This is a genomic window from Candidatus Methylospira mobilis, from assembly GCF_009498235.1.
GTDB lineage: Bacteria > Pseudomonadota > Gammaproteobacteria > Methylococcales > Methylococcaceae > Methylospira > Methylospira mobilis.
Window position 1 is genome coordinate 4,270,751 of record NZ_CP044205.1, and the last position, 17,352, is coordinate 4,288,102.

Annotated in this window: 24 protein-coding genes and 1 pseudogene; 16 read left to right on the top strand and 9 right to left on the bottom strand. The window is 52.1% G+C overall.

The genetic code is table 11. The features are described from left to right. The first annotated feature begins 61 nt into the window (after window positions 1-61). The 4 genes from F6R98_RS22260 to F6R98_RS19525 are packed head-to-tail and all read left to right on the top strand — an operon-like array spanning window position 62 to window position 4,043. Complete coding sequence (locus F6R98_RS22260; RefSeq protein WP_228124976.1) at window positions 62-766, top strand: restriction endonuclease subunit S domain-containing protein; 705 nt, start codon at window positions 62-64, stop codon at window positions 764-766. A gap of 35 nt (window positions 767-801) precedes the next feature. After that, window positions 802-1,026, top strand: coding sequence for a hypothetical protein (locus tag F6R98_RS19515; RefSeq protein ID WP_153250498.1), 225 nt, complete (start codon window positions 802-804; stop codon window positions 1,024-1,026). 11 nt (window positions 1,027-1,037) lie between these two features. Beyond that, the gene (locus F6R98_RS19520) at window positions 1,038-2,999 is read left to right on the top strand and encodes a class I SAM-dependent DNA methyltransferase (protein WP_153250499.1); all 1,962 of its coding nucleotides are present in this window, start codon (window positions 1,038-1,040) and stop codon (window positions 2,997-2,999) included. Further along, the gene (locus F6R98_RS19525) at window positions 3,000-4,043 is read left to right on the top strand and encodes a restriction endonuclease (protein WP_153250500.1); all 1,044 of its coding nucleotides are present in this window, start codon (window positions 3,000-3,002) and stop codon (window positions 4,041-4,043) included. It begins immediately after the preceding gene. Window positions 4,044-4,110: 67 nt separating this feature from the next. Here F6R98_RS19525 and F6R98_RS19530 read toward each other — a convergent pair whose 3' ends face one another. After that, a complete protein-coding gene (locus F6R98_RS19530) occupies window positions 4,111-4,650 on the bottom strand; it encodes a peroxiredoxin (RefSeq protein ID WP_153250501.1) in 540 nt (179 codons plus the stop codon). Window positions 4,651-4,867: 217 nt separating this feature from the next. On the opposite strand from F6R98_RS19530, the gene F6R98_RS22265 reads away from it, so the two are divergent. Both F6R98_RS22265 and F6R98_RS22270 read left to right on the top strand, forming a co-directional pair. Continuing rightward, window positions 4,868-5,035, top strand: coding sequence for a hypothetical protein (locus F6R98_RS22265; protein WP_228124977.1), 168 nt, complete (start codon window positions 4,868-4,870; stop codon window positions 5,033-5,035). A gap of 185 nt (window positions 5,036-5,220) precedes the next feature. Further along, window positions 5,221-5,682, top strand: coding sequence for a hypothetical protein (locus tag F6R98_RS22270; RefSeq protein WP_228124978.1), 462 nt, complete (start codon window positions 5,221-5,223; stop codon window positions 5,680-5,682). Here the strand turns inward: F6R98_RS22270 and F6R98_RS22930 are convergent. The 4 genes from F6R98_RS22930 to F6R98_RS19550 form a co-directional block, all read right to left on the bottom strand. Continuing rightward, the gene (locus F6R98_RS22930; RefSeq protein WP_407079261.1) at window positions 5,639-5,941 is read right to left on the bottom strand and encodes a DUF488 family protein, N3 subclade; all 303 of its coding nucleotides are present in this window, start codon (window positions 5,939-5,941) and stop codon (window positions 5,639-5,641) included. The two genes, F6R98_RS22270 and F6R98_RS22930, sit on opposite strands and share 44 nt — an antisense overlap. Next, window positions 5,871-6,125, bottom strand: a complete 255-nt coding sequence (locus F6R98_RS22275; RefSeq protein WP_228124979.1) for a DUF488 domain-containing protein — start codon at window positions 6,123-6,125, stop codon at window positions 5,871-5,873. The genes F6R98_RS22930 and F6R98_RS22275 overlap by 71 nt, the downstream gene beginning before the upstream one ends. Before the next feature lie 179 nt (window positions 6,126-6,304). Further along, window positions 6,305-6,703: an alternative ribosome rescue aminoacyl-tRNA hydrolase ArfB gene (arfB, locus tag F6R98_RS19545; RefSeq protein ID WP_153250502.1), complete on the bottom strand. Its 399-nt coding sequence runs from the start codon at window positions 6,701-6,703 to the stop codon at window positions 6,305-6,307. 65 nt (window positions 6,704-6,768) lie between these two features. After that, window positions 6,769-7,566 (bottom strand): hypothetical protein, encoded by a 798-nt coding sequence (locus F6R98_RS19550; RefSeq protein WP_153250503.1) that lies wholly within the window; start codon window positions 7,564-7,566, stop codon window positions 6,769-6,771. Window positions 7,567-7,724: 158 nt separating this feature from the next. Here F6R98_RS19550 and F6R98_RS19555 point away from each other — a divergent pair, with 158 nt between their 5' ends. The 5 genes from F6R98_RS19555 to F6R98_RS19575 all read left to right on the top strand — a co-directional run bounded on the left by F6R98_RS19555 (window position 7,725) and on the right by F6R98_RS19575 (window position 10,429). After that, a complete protein-coding gene (locus F6R98_RS19555; RefSeq protein ID WP_153250504.1) occupies window positions 7,725-7,895 on the top strand; it encodes a hypothetical protein in 171 nt (56 codons plus the stop codon). After that, the gene (locus F6R98_RS19560; RefSeq protein ID WP_228124980.1) at window positions 7,892-8,632 is read left to right on the top strand and encodes an MBL fold metallo-hydrolase; all 741 of its coding nucleotides are present in this window, start codon (window positions 7,892-7,894) and stop codon (window positions 8,630-8,632) included. The genes F6R98_RS19555 and F6R98_RS19560 overlap by 4 nt, the downstream gene beginning before the upstream one ends. 4 nt (window positions 8,633-8,636) lie before the next feature. Continuing rightward, window positions 8,637-9,047 carry a thiol-disulfide oxidoreductase DCC family protein gene (locus F6R98_RS19565; RefSeq protein WP_153250505.1) on the top strand — a complete coding sequence of 137 codons (411 nt, stop codon included), beginning with the start codon at window positions 8,637-8,639 and terminating at the stop codon, window positions 9,045-9,047. 112 nt (window positions 9,048-9,159) lie between these two features. Next, window positions 9,160-9,768: a glutathione transferase GstA gene (gene gstA / locus F6R98_RS19570; protein ID WP_153250506.1), complete on the top strand. Its 609-nt coding sequence runs from the start codon at window positions 9,160-9,162 to the stop codon at window positions 9,766-9,768. A gap of 193 nt (window positions 9,769-9,961) precedes the next feature. Further along, window positions 9,962-10,429 (top strand): CreA family protein, encoded by a 468-nt coding sequence (locus F6R98_RS19575; protein WP_153250507.1) that lies wholly within the window; start codon window positions 9,962-9,964, stop codon window positions 10,427-10,429. Window positions 10,430-10,762: 333 nt separating this feature from the next. Here F6R98_RS19575 and F6R98_RS19580 read toward each other — a convergent pair whose 3' ends face one another. The 3 genes from F6R98_RS19580 to F6R98_RS19590 all read right to left on the bottom strand — a co-directional run bounded on the left by F6R98_RS19580 (window position 10,763) and on the right by F6R98_RS19590 (window position 13,127). Beyond that, a complete protein-coding gene (locus tag F6R98_RS19580; RefSeq protein ID WP_153250508.1) occupies window positions 10,763-11,269 on the bottom strand; it encodes a DUF1993 domain-containing protein in 507 nt (168 codons plus the stop codon). Window positions 11,270-11,393: 124 nt separating this feature from the next. Continuing rightward, window positions 11,394-12,278: an NmrA family NAD(P)-binding protein gene (locus F6R98_RS19585; protein WP_153250509.1), complete on the bottom strand. Its 885-nt coding sequence runs from the start codon at window positions 12,276-12,278 to the stop codon at window positions 11,394-11,396. A 99-nt stretch (window positions 12,279-12,377) separates the two neighbouring features. Next, entirely contained in the window at window positions 12,378-13,127 is a 750-nt protein-coding gene (locus tag F6R98_RS19590) for a glucose 1-dehydrogenase (protein ID WP_153250510.1), read from the bottom strand. Between the two features lie 110 nt (window positions 13,128-13,237). Between F6R98_RS19590 and F6R98_RS19595 the strand changes: the two genes are divergently transcribed. Further along, window positions 13,238-13,618, top strand: a complete 381-nt coding sequence (locus F6R98_RS19595; RefSeq protein ID WP_153250511.1) for an ArsR/SmtB family transcription factor — start codon at window positions 13,238-13,240, stop codon at window positions 13,616-13,618. Window positions 13,619-13,780: 162 nt separating this feature from the next. Here F6R98_RS19595 and F6R98_RS19600 read toward each other — a convergent pair. Continuing rightward, window positions 13,781-14,053, bottom strand: a pseudogene (locus tag F6R98_RS19600) (ATP-binding protein); the annotation flags it as partial. A gap of 597 nt (window positions 14,054-14,650) precedes the next feature. On the opposite strand from F6R98_RS19600, the gene F6R98_RS19610 reads away from it, so the two are divergent. The 4 genes from F6R98_RS19610 to F6R98_RS19625 all read left to right on the top strand — a co-directional run bounded on the left by F6R98_RS19610 (window position 14,651) and on the right by F6R98_RS19625 (window position 17,196). Beyond that, complete coding sequence (locus F6R98_RS19610; protein WP_153250512.1) at window positions 14,651-14,941, top strand: nucleotidyltransferase family protein; 291 nt, start codon at window positions 14,651-14,653, stop codon at window positions 14,939-14,941. After that, the gene (locus F6R98_RS19615; protein ID WP_153250513.1) at window positions 14,938-15,324 is read left to right on the top strand and encodes a HepT-like ribonuclease domain-containing protein; all 387 of its coding nucleotides are present in this window, start codon (window positions 14,938-14,940) and stop codon (window positions 15,322-15,324) included. Before F6R98_RS19610 ends, F6R98_RS19615 begins: the two co-directional genes overlap by 4 nt. Then, complete coding sequence (locus F6R98_RS19620; protein WP_153250514.1) at window positions 15,321-15,629, top strand: hypothetical protein; 309 nt, start codon at window positions 15,321-15,323, stop codon at window positions 15,627-15,629. Before F6R98_RS19615 ends, F6R98_RS19620 begins: the two co-directional genes overlap by 4 nt. Window positions 15,630-15,825: 196 nt before the next feature. After that, complete coding sequence (locus tag F6R98_RS19625; RefSeq protein ID WP_153251161.1) at window positions 15,826-17,196, top strand: ISL3 family transposase; 1,371 nt, start codon at window positions 15,826-15,828, stop codon at window positions 17,194-17,196. Window positions 17,197-17,352: the final 156 nt, after the last annotated feature.

The window sequence follows — 17,352 nt, forward strand, 5'->3', positions numbered from 1 at the left end:
CCAAGGTGCTTTATACCCAGCAGTCACAGATAAGCAAGTGCTCTCCCAGGCTATTCCTTGGTTGCCACTTGATCAACAACGCCGAGTTGCCTTCAAACTCAAAACCCAATTCGAAGAAGTCGAAACCGCGCGCAAGGCATTGGCATCCCAGCGACAGGAAATCATCAATCTGGGCTATGCCTATATCCGGGCAAGCATCGAACAATCGGACACAAGCGAATTTCGCCTGGGCGATGTGCTGGATGAAGTCAAAAAAGGCATAGGTGAAAACTGGGCCGATTACCCGGTGCTGGGCGCCACCCGCGACGGACTGGCACCCGCCAGAGAGCCGCCCGGCAAGCAGCCGCAACGCTACAAGCCGGTATTCGCCGGCACGGTGTTTTACAACCCGATGCGTATCCTGATCGGGTCGATTGCCTATGTCGATGACAACGATCAACCCGGCATCACCAGCCCGGATTATGTCGCCTTGCAAGGCAAGGCCGGAAAAGTCGATTCCCGCTGGTTTTATTACTGGCTGCGCTCGCCCTATGGCGTGCAGTGCATCAACTCGCTGGCGCGCGGCGCGGTGCGCGAACGCATGCTGTTCAACCGGCTGGCCGAAGGCGCGATCCGGCTGCCGCCTTACCGGGAACAGCTCAGGGTGTCGAAAGCCCTGGCTCAATTGCAACCGCTCAAAGCCGCCGTTCAGCGGCAACTGGACGACCTCAATAAAATTCCGGAACGGCTGCTTGCTCTGGCCTTTAATCCGGGAGCCAAAGAGTGATTCATCTTTACAGAGGACATAAGGAGCGATTAACCATGCTGCAAGAACAACTGATTGAAGAAATAAAGCAAATTCCCAACGAGAAGCTGGCTGAAATTTATGACCTGGTTCATTACTTTCGATTGGGCCTGGCGCAGGAAAAAACACCGGTTGTCCGCAGCCCAAGGCCGATCGGCCTCGCCAAGGGCCGGTTGCAGGTTCCCGTGAGTTTTTTCGAACCGCTGCCGCCCGGCATGGCGGATGCGTTCGAAGGCCGCTAAGAAAACATCGGATGGCAAACAATATCAAGCGCGCCGCGCGCGGCAAATCCCCTAAAAGCATCGCCTCCACGCAATCGCTGTCGTCCTTCGTCAAGTCGATCTGCGATGTAATGCGCCGCTCCAATTGCGCCAGCGCGCTGCAATATGTGCCGGAACTGACCTGGATACTGTTTTTGCGCATACTCGACGCCCAGGAGCAAAAGGCGAAAGAGCAGGCCGACGCGCAAGGCAACGAATATTCGCCCGCCCTGACCGCGCCTTATCGCTGGCAGGATTGGGCCGCGCCGTATTCCGAATCCGAAACCACTCCGGAGGGCAAATTCATCGGCTGGAAACGCAAAGAGCTGTTTCAGGCCGGCGAAGGCAGGCTGTTCGATTTCATCAATAACGATTTGCTGCCGCATCTGCACCGGCTGGATGTCAATCCGATTACCCAATTGCCCAATCCCGCCGCCAGCCCGAAACAGCGCGTGATAGGCCGGATCATGACCGCGGTGGAAAAGGTCCGGGTCGACAGCGAAACCAACCTCTGCGATATTTTCGACAAGGTGCACGAAATCCATATCGATCATATCGACGACACCCATTTTTTCACCCTGTCGCAGGTCTACGAGGATTTGCTGCTGAAAATGGGCGAGAAAAATTCCGACGGCGGCCAGTTTTTTACCCCGCGCGAAGTGATCCGGGGCATGGTGCATGTGCTCGATCCCAGGCCAGGCGAAACCGTGTACGACCCGTGTTGCGGCACCGGCGGCTTTTTGGCGGTGTCGTTCGAACATATCAGCCGCGAACTGGGCAATGCCCCGGCGGCGACGGTGCTGGATACGCTCAAGCACGATACGTTCTTTGGCCGGGAAAAAGAAAACCTGGTGTTCCCCATCGCGCTGGCCAACCTCATTCTGCATGGCATCGATCAACCGAATCTCTGGCATGGCAATACCCTGACCGGCAAGCAGACTTATGCCGGTTTGTTTGAGCAAGCGCCGCCAACCTTCGACGTGATTCTGACCAATCCGCCGTTCGGCGGCAAGGAAGGTTCGGAAGCGCAGAAAAACTACGACTTTGAAACCGGCTCGACGCAGGTATTGTTTGTTCAGCATATCCTCGACGAACTGAAAGCTCCGCTGGACGGCAAGCCCGGCGGCCGCTGCGCTATCGTGCTGGACGAAGGCCTGCTGTTTCGCACCAACGAAAGCGCGTTTGTGGAAACCAAGCGCAAGCTGGTCGACGAATGCGATTTATGGTGCATTGTCAGTTTGCCGGGCGGCGTGTTTTCGACCGCCGGAGCCGGCGTCAAAACCAATCTGCTTTTTTTTACCAAAGGTAAAAAAACCGAACGCATCTGGTATTACGATCTGTCGCAACTGAAAATCGGTAAAAAATCGCCGATGACGCTGGCGCATTTCGGTTTCGACAAGCACGGCGGCGTTCTGGCCGACGCCGATTTGCCGGTCACATTAACCACGGATTGGGCAGAGCGGGATGGCAATCGGCATCAACCCTTTCCATCCTTTGCCAGACTGCTGGCGCAGCACGGCGCGCCGGAATCGGACAGCGATTTTTCCTGGACGGTGGATTTTGCCGCCCGCCGCGCGAAAGCGCGAGAGGATATGCGGCCGTTTGTGGAGGAAATGGAAAAACTGACCGAAGCATTGCTGCCGCTGAAAGAAACTTTGAAAGCGCTGAAAAAGCATAAAGCCGACAAGCAGCAGATTTCAGCGACCGAGGAAGCTGTAAAGGCCTTGGAAAAAGCCTTCCGCGAAGCGCAAACCACGGCCGGCGACATGGACGCGGCGGTTTACGACCTGAAGGCCGTAAACCCCAACGCCAGGGCGGTTACCGATACCCGCACCGTGCCGGATATAATCGACGGCATAGAGCGGCAAGGACGGATTGTGGCGCAAGCCATGGAAAATCTGCGAGCCATGATAGCGGTCGATGAAACGGCCCAAGCGATGAAGGAGGACGGCTGAATGGCAATCTGGTTAATCCGCGCCGGTTCCCACGGCGAATACGAGCAAAAATTCATCCAGGATAATCGCGTATATCTGACCTGGGACAACCTTGATCAGGATTTGGCCAGGCTGACGGAAAGAGCCGCTCTGACGGCGCTTATGGTCAGTCTTTATCCTGACGCCAAGCCGAAAACCGTGCAGAACTGGGTCAGCCAGATCTGGCCGTTTGCGCATGAGATTAAAAAAGGCGATCTGGTCGTTCTCCCGTCGAAGTCCCAGCCGGTGATTTATTTCGGCGAGATAAGCGGCGATTACACTTCCGAACCGGCCGGAGTAAATCCGTTTTACCATTGGCGGCCTGTAAAATGGATGGCCGAACCGGCGCAGCGCGCCAGCTTCAGTCAGGACTTGCTTTATAGTTTTGGCGCTTTCATGACTATTTGCCGGATACAGCGCAATAACGCGGAGCAGCGGATTATTGCCATGCGCGCCAACGGCTGGAACCCTGAAACAGGCGTGGCGGCCAGTAAAGTGGCTTCAGCCGCTCAAGCGACTGACGAAACCGCGGAAGAGGCTGATCTTGAAGAGCTGGCGCGCGACCAGATTGCCCAGCTCATTGCGGCAAAATTCAAGGGACATAACCTGACACGGCTGGTGGAGGCTGTTTTACAGGCCCAGGGTTATACGACTTACCGTAGTCCGGAAGGCGCCGATGGCGGTGCGGATATTCTTGCGGGATCGGGGCCGCTGGGGTTTGAAGCGCCGCGTTTATGCATTGAAGTAAAATCGGAAACCACGCAGATTGGCCGCGAGGCCGTGGACAAGTTGCTGGGAGCGATGACCAAATTCAACGCCGATCAAGGTCTTTTTGTCGCTTGGGGCGGCTTTAAGGGCAATGTGCATAAGGAGCTGGCCAGCCAGTTTTTTCGTCTGCGGCTGTGGACGCAAAAGGAATTGCTCGAACAACTGTTCGAGCAATACGAAAAGCTGGACGACGAACTGAAGGCCGAGCTGCCGTTGAAGCGGGTGTGGATGGTGGCAGCGGCGCAGGAAACGGTTTAACCCTCGGCGCTGCCGTCCGTGAAAAACTGTGTTCGTTCGAAAGGAAAGGCTGAATAGTTACCCCTTATTAAGGCATTGCCTGCAGTTTTTTCAAACTCTCCGCCACTTTCCGCGCATCGAGAGCCGGGTCGACATCGTTATCGATCTGGCGAACGATCAGGGAGGGATCGACGATAAACGTCCAGCGCTTGGCCATTTTCAACACCGGCATTTTTACCCCGTAGGCCTCGGTCACCTTGGCGTCCGGGTCCGATAGCAGGGTAAAGGCGAGCTTGTGTTTCTGATGAAAGCTCAATAAATCCTTTACCTCGTCCGTGCTGATACCGTACACCTCGGCGTTCTGCCTGCGAATGGCTTCAATGGCGTCGCGGAATGCGCAGGCCTGGGTGGTGCAGCCCGGCGTACCGGCCTTCGGGTAAAAATACAGCACGGTCCAGCCTTTGCCCTGTCTGGACGCGAGGTCGATTTTGGCGCCGTCCTGGGCGGTTAATTCGAATCGCGGCGCAGGTTGACCGACTTGCAATGCCTCTGCCTGCGCCGGATTGGCAAACGGCAGCCATGACAATAACAGCGCAAGCGGTTTGAAACGTGAGAGGGAATTCTTCATGGTGTGGCGCTCCGGTTATGGATGTGATTTCAATATGCCTTTCGGGGCATATCAACCTATTCCCACATCGTTGCTACCCTGACAAAGTTGACAGCTATTGAATTGGGACAGTCAGCGATATACTGCGCGCGTGTGACAGACGCACTACGGTCTCAGATTAGACGCATAAGTTCCTTTCGTCAAACAGCGAACATCGATAAATCGGCGAAAGCAATAAATGATACAAATAGAACGTGTCCTGATTCTGGCAAAAACATATCCATCGCCAAGCGCACAATATGTTGAAACTTCGTGCGTTGCCGGTATCAATGAGCATGGCGTCATGCGGCGTATTTACCCGGTGCCGTTCAGATACATCGAGCAGGGACTGCATGGCAATGGATAGAGGCTCGGGTTCGTAAGGCTACGAAAGACCATCGTTACGAAAGTTACCGTATTGATATAGACACGATCAAATGCGGCGACTCGATTCCAACTAAAAAGGATTGGTCGGCGCGTTGGGCGTGGATCGACAAAGTTCCATCCTTCGACAGTTTCGATGCGATAGACGCATGCCAACAGAATAGCGGCGTGTCTCTGGCGTTATTGCGACCGAAGCAGGTTATTGGTCTGGACATCAAAAAAGCTCGTCATCTCGACTGGACCGAAGAAGAAAAGGAAAAGCTGCTGCGCGCCCAGATGCAGGGGGATCTTTTTTCCGAACCGGAGGCACGGAACCAGGTGAGAGAACTGCGCAAAATCCCTTTCGATTTCTTCTACCTGTACAGATGCGATACATCCGAAGGTGAAAAAGAATTCAGACACAAGGTTGTGGATTGGGAGGCCGGTGCTTTGTACTGGAAATGCCGCCTGTCTCATGGTGACGGTTGGGAAGCGCCATTCCGCGCAAAGCTGGAAGAAGAATTAGGCAACAAAGCTCTGATGTTTCTAATGGGCAATCAGCACAGATTCCAAAACCAGTGGCTGATTATCAGTCTTATCTACCCGCCTAAGCGAAAGCCAGGGGCAGCTGTACAGCTTTCATTGTTCTAGTTTCGACACCTGCCGTTATATGTCGGACACGCATGCCGCAATACTCCCTGAGCGCATTCGCCACCATGGAACGATGGCAAAAATTAGGATCGGCTTCGTAGCAAAGCAGCGCGCATTCCGACGACTCTGCCAGAGCCGAAAGCTCGGCTATAGTATCCCATTGGTTATTAAGATGTTTCAGAAAGCCTTCAGTATAGCGCTTCCAGTTTCCATCCTTGCGATAGCAATCGCGGACAGGTTTCGGGCAACCTAACTTCACCCAATGTAAGGTATTCGAAGCCGGAGAGATTGAGCGCGTTTGCGAGCGCTTTCTTTGAGAAGCCTGGTTTACGGGATAGCGGCACTTCTCGGATATCTACAACGGTTTCGACGCCGTACAGGGTAAGCGCCGATATAAACGCGTCAAGATCGAGTCCTTCATAGCCAATGGTGAAAACATTCATGGTGTAAACCTCTGAAGTAGAATTCTACCTCGTGGACGAGTAATCTGGCGAGTCAGAAATAGTGCATCCCGCAGATATGGACTTCGTCGATTAAAATATCAGGCGCGTTGCGTGATCTCCGGTCTTGCCGGGCGGCGATAGGTTCATAAGGCATGAGTCAAATGCGAGAGTTCTATTGCCTATTCGCTAACGCGGCTGCGTAGAAGTTTGACTTGTCCGCGTTTGACTTTGCTATCGATGCGTTTTTTTTGCGAACTTCGGCTGGGTTTCGTCGGACGGCGCTTGGTCGGGGTGAAAGCCGCCGCGGCAATCAGCTCTCGCAATCGAGTCAGGCCGTCTTCCCGGTTACGCTCCAGACTGCGGTGCTTTTGCGCCTTGATGACGATAACGCCATCGCTGCTGACGCGCTGATCGCGCATCGTCAGCAGTCTGGCTTTTACTTCATCCGGCAGGCTGGAAGCGGTTACATCGAAACGCAGGTGAACCGCATTCGACACCTTGTTGACGTTTTGCCCTCCGGTACCCTGTGCGCGAATCGCCAGGATTTCGACTTCGCTCTCGTTTAAGGTAATCGTCATTGGGATGCGGTGCGTGTTTTATGAGTCATGATGAGTGCAGGCCGGTCAGCGGGTTTTATTGCGATTCAGCCTACCCCGAGTATCCAGCCTTCGACGTCTTGCGCAATGCCGCGCTCGCTCATGTTCAGGGCGGGGTTCAGCGCGCGCTGTAGCGCGCCGCTTGCATCGGCCTGTCTTAACCACGCGGCAATCGTATAGGCGTCGTGCTGGTCGGGAGTGCGGCCTTCGACCGGGAACTCATGTTTCCATAACGAAGGGTATGCTTCGGCAATTGCCGACTTGCCGGGCTGTATGTCCCAGCCGTCGAAGGGCCAGAAATGTATTCTGGCTCCAGGTTGCCGGCGCAGGTAGCGCAGCCAGGGGATTCCGGCATGCGTGGATTTTGCGACCGAACCCGGAACGTCGAAATGAAACACCGATTTGGCGCCGGCGCGTTCTTCCGTAAGCCGCCGCCAGCGCGGACTGCCGGTTCGTTCCGCTCCGTTGCCGCATACGCCGTCGCGGACAAAATCGACATAGGTGTGATCTTCGTCGGTGGGCCAGTGCCGCTGGAAATCGTCCAGGAAATCAGGCCAGGCGGGAACCAGGTGGTGAACCTCGAAATAGCGCAACGGAAATGAGAAACCATGGTCGATGCCGACCAGCGTCGGCTTATCTTCGGAAAATTGTTCCGCCAGCCACTCGGCTATTCCCTTGCGAGTCCAGTATTTACGCGGGCTGGGCGGCGGTAAAACTTCCACCGGCTCCAGGGCCGGCTCCGCCGTATAGACGCGCAAGGCTTTGAGGCTGGACCTGCAGGTTTCCGCTCCGGAGTAATCGATACCGATATAGCGGGCGAAACGCCCTGAATTATTTTTCACCATAAGTTGCTCGGGTATAAAAAACGCTGATTGAAGCCGGGTTGGATTTAATAATGGCGGCATGCGTTGATGCGGTCATTATACCCGCAAGCAATTATCGTCATCTGTTTTCAACGGCTAGCGCCACTTTGCAGTGTTATTTTTCCTGCGGGAGGTATAACATGACCCAGCGCAAAGTTCCCGAAATTATCGCGGCGCGACCGGCATTGCCGCCCATCGCTTCCGCGCTGGACCCGATATTTTCACTGCGATGCGTGTATTGCGAGCAGGGCAGGTTTCGCTCGCAAACTGTCGTTTCAATGAGTTTTTTAATATTGCAGGCCGGCATATGATGAAAAACCTTGACGAGAGTAAACTCCCCGGCGTCCCTCAGTGGGTTTGTCTGCAATGCGGTTACAACATGATAGGCGAGATGCCCGACGTTTGCCCTTTTTGCGGGGCGCATCACGATCGCTTCATGGCCTGGGAGCAGGCTGAACAGACCTATCGCGTTACCAGCCATGCGGTGAACGATAGGGTCGTTCAGCTGCTTTCCGTACCCAAACTGGGGCTGGAACATGCCGCTTATCGCGTCGAAACCAATGATGGCGCGGTGTGGATCGATTCACCGTCGGCATACAACCGCGATCTGGAACCGGTTAAAGCCATTTTGTTTACCCACCACCATTTCATGGGCGCGTCCAACCAATACCGCCGTCTCTGGAATGCGGACGTGCGGCTGCATGATCTGGATGCCGGACACAGCCTGGCGGCATCGTTCGATGTCGATCAACGCTTTACCGGCGATTTCAGCGTCTACGGCATACAGGCCTTCCACATCGGCGGTCATACGCCCGGCTTCACCCTGTATATCCATCGGGACGTGCTGTTTATCTGCGACTACGTGTTTCCGGGCGATGACGGCATGCATTTCAATCCCTACGGTCCTGAGCAGGAAACTCGAAACAGGGCGCAACGGATCCATGAAATCGTAAAACACGCGCCGCTGAAAACCGTCTGCGGCTATAACTATGTCGCTCGCTTTTCAGATTGGCTGCCTTCATTCGAACGCCTTGTTCAACTGAGTTAAGGCCATGTCGTCTATCGCCGGAAAACAGCCGGAGGACAATCCTGAACCGGCCCCGCTTGTGGTTTATTACGATGGCGCCTGTCCGAAATGCCGACAGGATAGGGCTAATTACGAAAAGCTATTGGGACGGACGAGACAGAGCGAGGTGTGCTGGTTCGATATCACCGGTCAGGAGCAGCAATTGCGCGATTTGGGTATCGACCCTGTAAAAGCGTTAAGAGAATTGCATGTTCGCGACGCCGGCGGACGAATCGTTTCGGAGTTGGATGCCTATATTCTGTTAATGAATAAAGCGCCATTGCTGAAACCTGTCGCCTGGCTGATCGGCCTGCCGTTGATCCGTCCATGGTTGTCAAAACGTTATCATCGGCAGGTCAACAGCAGGTTACAGGGAAGCCGAGAATCAGGCAGGTGAACAGGTTCTTGTAACCAATCGAATACCGGTTAAAAATGTCGCCGATCCTATCGAAGAGAAGCTGCAACTTGTGTGTAGCGTTAATTTAATGGAAATCAATGGAGGCCTCATCATGAAGCTTTATTACAGTTCCGGCGCTTGTTCCTTATCGCCTCACATCGTCCTCGAAGAGAGCGGCTTTACCTATGAAACCGAGCGGGTCGATTTCGCCACCGGCAACACCGAGACCGGCGCCGATTACCGGACGATAAATCCCAGCGGCTATGTACCGGCGTTAATGCTCGACGACGGACAGATCCTGACCGAAGGTCCGGCCATCGTCCAGTATCTCGCCGACCGCGTACCGGAAAAACGCCTCGCGCCGTCTGCAGGCAGCATGGAACGCTACCGGCTGCAGGAATGGCTCAATTTCATCTCCACCGAGCTGCACAAGGGTTTCGGCGCGCTGTTCAATCCGCAGGCGCCTGATGCCTGGAAAAATATCGTCAAGGCGCAGCTGGCCCGGCGTTTCGATCATGTGAGCAACCGTCTTGACGGCAAGGTCTGGCTGATGGGCGACGACTTCACCGTGGCCGACGCCTATCTGTTCACGGTGTTGGGTTGGGGTCAATATGTCGCTGTCGATCTTGCTCCCTGGCCTAACCTTGTTGATTACCAGGGGCGTGTCGCTTCCCGTCCCGCAGTACAGGCTGTGCTTAATGCGGAAGGGCTGACCGGGTAACTATTCTCATATTCTGCCGGCGTGGGCGGTATGCCTGCGCCGGGCATAGATACAGTTATAAGCCCGGTGACCTCTGCATCAATCGGGAGCAATTATTTGAAATTAAAAATATTTATATTAATGCTGAAGGAATATAATCATAATTATTCTATCAGCATTAGATACCAATCTGGTGGAAATTGAGAGGGGTTTGATGATGCAGAGGCTTATTGCGGCGGCAATCGTACTATTACCACTGATGATCATTGATGCTAACGCCGAAGAAATCGGCTGTGTCACAACAGCGTGGAAATTTTGGGGGGCAAATCACAAGGTATGTGTCGACGCATTCGACGACCCCAGGATTCCCGGTGTGGTCTGCCATATTAGCCAAGCCCGAACCGGTGGCATATCCGGTGCGATCGGTTTAGCCGAAGATCCATCGCAGTTTTCGATCGCATGCAGACAAACTGGGTCAATTAGACTACCGGCCGATCTCCCCCACGAAGAAAATGTGTTCAGCGAGGATACTTCAATATTTTTCAAGGAAACTCGCGTTACGCGCATGTTGGATACAAAAAGGAACACACTGATCTATGTTGCTGTCAGCAGGAAGCTGATCAACGGAGCCCCTGCGAACAGTATCTCCACGGTGCCGCTTATGCCATGGGGGCAGCCCTAATTCAGGAAATGTGGCGAAAAAAGTAAATGTGAGCTAATGTTCCCCTTTACTCGTTTGATGCATATGCGGATCGAGCTGTTTCTTCTCGTTCTGCGTGGATAATCGTAGCATCAGCCATGGTTTCTCATTTTAGAAACAGGCTTTTCTGTTCCAAAATCCTGTGATTGCGTTCATGATGACCACTGTCAGTTGATGTGTTTCCTAAATAAAATGGGTGTCCTGTTGTTTCGTTAAAGGGGGTGCGAATTACTATTGGCTTGATATTAGAACGTATTAACTGCCGTTCGCACCTGTCATTTTAGATGCGAACGGCTCAAATATTAAATGCTTCGCTCAATAATTTCCGACATAATCCATTTTCCCTAGCTCAACGCCGTTATGCCGCAGAATAGCGTAGGCAATAGTGATGTGGAAATATAAATTGGGCAGTACAAAATCCAACAAATAAGCCTGGCCTAAAAAATGGGCTTCTCTGGTTCCAAACTTCAGGGAAATCCCGCGTTCTTCGCTGTCATCAATTTGCGCGGCGGTGACGCTTTGGATAAACGCCACAGTTTTGCCAATACGCGCCTGCAATTCAGGAAAGGTGGTTTCGTTATCTTCATAACCGGGCACTTCAATTCCAGCAAGCCGCGCTGCACAGCCTTTGACCAAATCAGTGGCAATTTGCACTTGTCTGCTCAATGGATACATATCTGGAGCTAAACGCGCGTTGATAAAAACAGATGGATCTATTTTTTTGGCTTCGGCATGAGCGGCGGCTTTATCAAATATCGCTGATAAGTTACCTAACATACGGACAAAAACAGGAATTGAGGCCGGGTACATGGTTAATGACATGGTTTTCTCCAATGATTAATGGTGTTTGATTGTTTTTTTACAAGGTGTAGCTTCCTGCCTGGAACAGAAAGCCAATCAAAGTGTCTCGCATGTAAGCGAGACCACAGATTTAAACAGCCACCTTTTAAAAGGCAGCAGCAAATTCTTTGGCAAATTCGGTCAGTTTTACTTTGCCCAATGCGGGTCTGTTCAGATAATAATCCTCGTAAAACGCTCCATTGTGCATATTTGCCTGCATCTCTGCCAACCAGGCGACAATGGTTTTATTCATTCCCATCGATTCGTAGCGGCTTTGCAATTCTTCATCAGTAATCAGTATCCATTGTAAATCGGGCTGTCCTATAGCAGCACCTAAAGTACTTGCCACTTCGTTGCAGGTTAATTCTTCACTTGCCACATAGCGCACTTTGTTGCCCGTCTGTGGCGTGGTTAGTTCTTCGGCAATGGCTGTGGCAATATCGATTGGCGATACCCAGGGAATGATATCATCAGCGCCGTAATTGGATGACATTACGCCCGTCGCTTTTATTACCCCTGAAAAGGTGAATAAATTGTAGTAGAAACCAACAGGGCGCATGAAAGTGATGGCAACCTCCTGCAAATTGCTCAAGATACTTTCTGCCTGACGATGAAAAAGAATGAACCCGGTACCCTGGTCTAAATGAGCGCCCACGCTACTTAAATGAACCACCCGTTTTACACCTGATTGCTGAATGGCTTGTACATAGTTATTGCTAATATTGAGAAAATCTGATTTTATGTCGAGATTCGGGTCGAAGAGATTTGGCGGTGGCAACATCGTGTAAACGGCATCTGCACCCGTAAACGTTTTCGTAAGAAAATTTACATCTTCTATTGTGCCGATGGCTGCGCTTGCACCCAATGCTTCAATGTCTTTTTCTTTTTCGGGGTCGCTGCTTATTACCGTGACCTGATGTCCTTGTTGCAGCAACGCTTGTGTGAGTGGCTTGCTGATGTGTCCTAACGAACCTGTAACTATAACTTTCATATTTTCTCCAATGATCACTCGTTATTTGATTGATTTTTACGGAGTAAACCAGCTTCCCGCTTAGAGCGGGAAGCTGCTAAACGTTGTCACAACGCTTTTTCAAACAGCGATCATACCGCCATCGACATACAAATCCACACCAGCCACATAGCTGCTATCGGAAGAAGCCAGGAACAGCACGGCTTGGGCGATTTCTTCTGGCTGACCAAAACGCCCTAAAGGCACTTGCGTGGTTACGGTTGTGCCGAACTCATCTATCTGCTGTTCCGACCAGCCTACTGTGTCAAAGATCGGCGTTGCAATTGGACCCGGGCTGACCACGTTGACGCGGATTTTGCGAGCCTTTAACTCAGCCGTCCAGGTGCGGGCAAAGGATCGCACTGCGGCTTTGGTCGCGGAATACACGCCAAAGCCTTCAAAACCCGTTGTGTTTGCGATTGACGAGTTAAGGATGATTGAACCGCCGTCCACCAAAAGCGGCAAGGCTTTTTGCACAGTAAACAGCAAGCCTTTGACGTTAATGTCAAAAACTTTGTCGAAATGTTCTTCCGTCACCATGCCGACGGGAGCTAATTCGACAATCCCCGCATTGGCGAACACAATGTCAAGATGTCCAAATTTGGCTTTAATTTCGGCATAAAGCTTGTCAAGGTCAGCCAGTTTTGACACGTCACCGTGAACGCCAACCGTATTGCCACCGATTTCAGCCACCGCAGCATCAAGCTCAGCCTGCCTGCGGCCCGTAATAACCACTGTCGCTCCTTCATTGGCAAATAATTTGGCTGTTGCCAAGCCGATACCGCTGTTGCCGCCAGTAATAACGGCGATTTTTCCAGAAAGCTTGCTCATAACTAACTCCTCCAGGTTAAAGGTTGGATTGCCTGAATTAACTTAATAATTCATTTGTGCGGAAGTATGGAACTATCAGGATATACTGTCAAGTGTGATATCCTGTTGTCATGAGAGTCCTTTATCATCCTCCTGTAGAAGAAATCACCGTCGAAGGCATCCTGCATGCCTTTTCCGACCCAGTGCGTATAGAAATATACGTCAATCTGGCCACTGCGGAATGCGCCAGGAACTGTTCGGCTTTTTTAAACATCCAAAAGCGGACGCTGCCAAAATCGACGTTATCCCAGCACTTCCGTATCTTGCGTGAAGCAGGGTTAATCCGTAGCGAGCGCAAGGGTGTCGAGCTTATCAACTCAACACGTTGTGCTGAATTAAAAGATCGTTTTGGTCCCATGATCCTGTCAATTGTCGAGGCTTATTCGAAACAGCAGAATGATCCTGCCCAAACTTCACAGACACTCTGCCAGGAAAGTAATCTTCAAACCTGATGACTCCTCTGAGCACAGCAGGGCAGGAAACGAATCAATCCAAACCCGGGCGCAACACCGTTATTCGTCGCTGTTCAAAGCGCGGGCGTTAGAGCGGGCAAAACGCGATTGTGTCCCCAAAGCGACCAAAGACCTCGGCACTGCGACTGCCATGCTCTGTTGCTACCGGTTGCAAACTGACCAGGGGACGGAGCCGGTTTTTGCCGGGAGTTCAGCTTCGTTTTTGGGCTTGCCACGCTTCGCCGGTTCCCTGGCCTGTATCCGCTGCCGAGTGCTTTGCCGGAAACGGTAGGATTCATTGCCGGTTTCGATGATGTGGCAATGGAGGGTCAGCCTGTCCAATAACGCAGTGGTCATCCTGGCGTCGCCGAATACGCTGGACCATTCGGCAAAGGTCAGATTGGTGGTGGTCATCATGCCGGTTCGCTCGTATAGCCACCCTCATAGCCGCATTTTTGCAATTCCTCCAGTAATTTCAGCGCGGCTCGACTTTCGCGCCTGGGACGGTAGCTATCGGCTATCAGGGCTTGTTTGAATGATCCTCGTAAGGGGTGTCAGCTTGGTCGGCATCGAACGCGCTGATACGCCGGTTCGCTGCCATCAGGCATTCTCAGCCATTTTTGACGGTATTGCGGGAGAGACTGGTACGTTTGGAAATGTCGTTAATCGACAGCTTGTCGCGGAAATACATCCGCCGGATTTTGGCATACAGGATCATGGTTATCACCCTCCTGGGCTCCTGTCTGTTTCAGGACAGGAAAGGGTAATAACCCTGGTCAGGTTTCGTCCAGAATTACCCCCCTGCATGGTCGGTTTTCAACCGGCGTCAGCGTAGTTAGATTGCTCGCTTAAGATCATATTCATTCGGTCTGGCCCAATTGACCCCAAGGGGGGTATCCGTATTTAGCGGTTGATAGCTACCGTCAGACGCTTTGCGTCTGCATGTCATAAAACAGCATTTTATGGTTGAATCCCTTCTTATGTAAGCGTATAGTTAATCCGTAGTCTACGGTTGATAACGGAGAAATACCCATGAGACCTTCTGATGCGCTTGACATGAACCGAGCCGCTGTACGCGAAGCAACAAGCCGTTTTCGCACTGCCAACCCTCGCATCTTCGGGTCGGTGCTGCACGGCACCGATAAGGACGGTAGCGATCTGGATTTATTGGTGGATGCGCTGCCTGGCGCGACGCTGTTCGATCTGGGGGGGCTCCAGTTGGAATTGGAAGACCTGCTCGGCGTCCACGTTGACTTGTTGACGCCCGGCGATCTTCCGCGAAAATTCAGAGACAACGTGCTAGCAGAGGCAAAACCTGTATGAATGAGAATCGCCTTCCCGATTACCTTGAACATATCCAGCTGGCTGCATCCGATGCCTGCGTATTCGTTGAGGGTTTAAGCAAGGACGACTTCCTTGATGACAAACGCACCCAGCAGGCGGTCATCATGAGCCTTATCATCATTGGCGAGGCAGCTACGAAATTATTGCAGCAGTACGAAAGCTTTCTCGACCAACACCCAGATGTACCGTGGCGCATCATGAAGGGCATGCGTAACCGCATTGCACATGGCTATTTTGACATCAACCTGGATGTGGTTTGGGATACAGTACAGTCAGCGTTGCCTCAGTTACTTGAACAACTGCCCGCGATTCGTGAAGCCGCAGAGGACGATGATCGTAATGACTGCAGGATGCAACCATGAATGTAAAAACAAAAGCTATGATCACAAATCCATTATTTATGGCGTTGATACTGTTAAGCGTTTGGTTGATTTATGTCAATACAGCTAAAGAGACTCGAACAATTGGGGTGTTCGATGCGACAAAAGCTACCATGATGTTGACTCCAGACGCTTTCGGTTGTGTTGTTGCTACCGGGCCGGATGAAAAACCGCTCAGGATTGAAGTAAAACCCGGCGAAGACATATTGATTCCTGCTGGATCAACCCTTACCGGAGAATGTTTCAGGAACGTCGAAAACACTAAAGTAAAGGATATTGTAGAATGAAAACATCCCAAGCTGTTATTATGTTCACACTTACCGCAATATTCTATTCATACAATTTTAGGTCAGACGTACAGGTAACTGACATCAAAATGTCGGATGCAAAACTCTATCAAAGTAATCTAGTTCGTGCGATTCAGCTGTGCGCTAGCCATCAAGATGACGATTGCAGGCACTTAACGAACAATTAGCGAAACAGGTGCCCGCAAACATCCTGAATTTACCGTGCTACGCGATAACATCGCTTGAAGAAAACGAGCACGACTATCACATCAGCGCCGAGTCGATTAATTCGCCTACAGGTTGTTCGTATTGCCAATCGACCAACCTGGTCGGCTTTGGCCGGCGCGAACAGTTAGTAAAGGATTTACCGATGCACGGACGGCGCGTAGGGCTATATATCAGCACGCGCCGCATGAAGTGCCGAGGTTGTAATAAAACATTCAGCGAGACGTTGCCGGAAGTAGACGCGCAACGTGCAATGACGCAACGTCTGGTGGTGTGGATAGGCAAGCAGGCGGTAAAACGCACCTTCGCCAGCATCGCGGAGGAAGTAGGTGTCGTCGAAGGAACTGTGCGCGCAATTTTCCGCGACTATGTGGCCGCGCTGGAAGATCAATTCCGGTTTGAGACACCTAAATGGATGGGCATCGACGAAATCCACCTGATCAAGCCGCGTTGCGTGATCTCCAATGTGCATAACAACACTATCGTCAACCTGCTGCCGAACCGGGACAAAAAAACGGTCATACATTACCTCTATCACTTGGACAATAAAGAAGAGGTGCAGTACGTGGCAATGGACATGTGGGCACCGTACCGCGATGCCGTGACCGAGGTTCTTCCCAGCGCGCAGATCATCATCGACAAGTTCCACGTTGTAAAGATGGCCAACGAGGCCTTGGAGAAGGTGCGTAAATCACTGCGCGAGCAGCTCACGCCGAAGCAACGCCGGGGGCTGATGCATGACCGCTTTGTATTGTTCAAACATCAGCGCGATCTCACCGATAAGGAGCATTTGCTGATGGATGGCTGGACGGCGAACTATCCCAACCTCGGGCGCGCCTATGCGCTGAAAGAGGAGTTTTATGGCATCTATGATGCGGATAGCCCTCAAGAAGCGACGCGGCGCTATGAAGCCTGGAAGCAGTCGATGACACAGGAAGATTCAGAGGCTTTTGCCGATCTGACACGCGCCTGGTCAAACTGGAATTTGTGGATACTCGGTTACTTCGATCATCCGGTTACGAATGCTTATACCGAATCGCTGAACAGCCTGATACGCGTGATGAACCGACTGGGCAGGGGCTATAGCTTTGAGGCCTTGCGCGCCAAGATTCTGTTTGCCGAAGGCGCGCATAAACACAAAAACAGCCGACCGAAGTTCGAGCGTAAAGCCCGAGAGACAAAGACTGTTATACCTGATGATGCCTGCGGTTGTGGTCTACCCGACTTTGCAGTATCAGCGCCTAAACCGTATATTCCGAAAGAGTCATCAACACAACAGCCCCGGAACTATGGCGTTGACATATCAACACTCACGGCGCTGATCGAGGCCGGTGATATTTGAGGGGCTATCAACCGCTAAATACGGATACCCGTAAAAGGTAACCCGACACACCTTGTTTCATGCAGGGTATCTGAACGGTTACTAAATAAGTGCCATTCCAAGCTGCCCCCTTGAATCGAATGGGCTTGTCTAACCATGTTGTGAAACCAGCTTTTA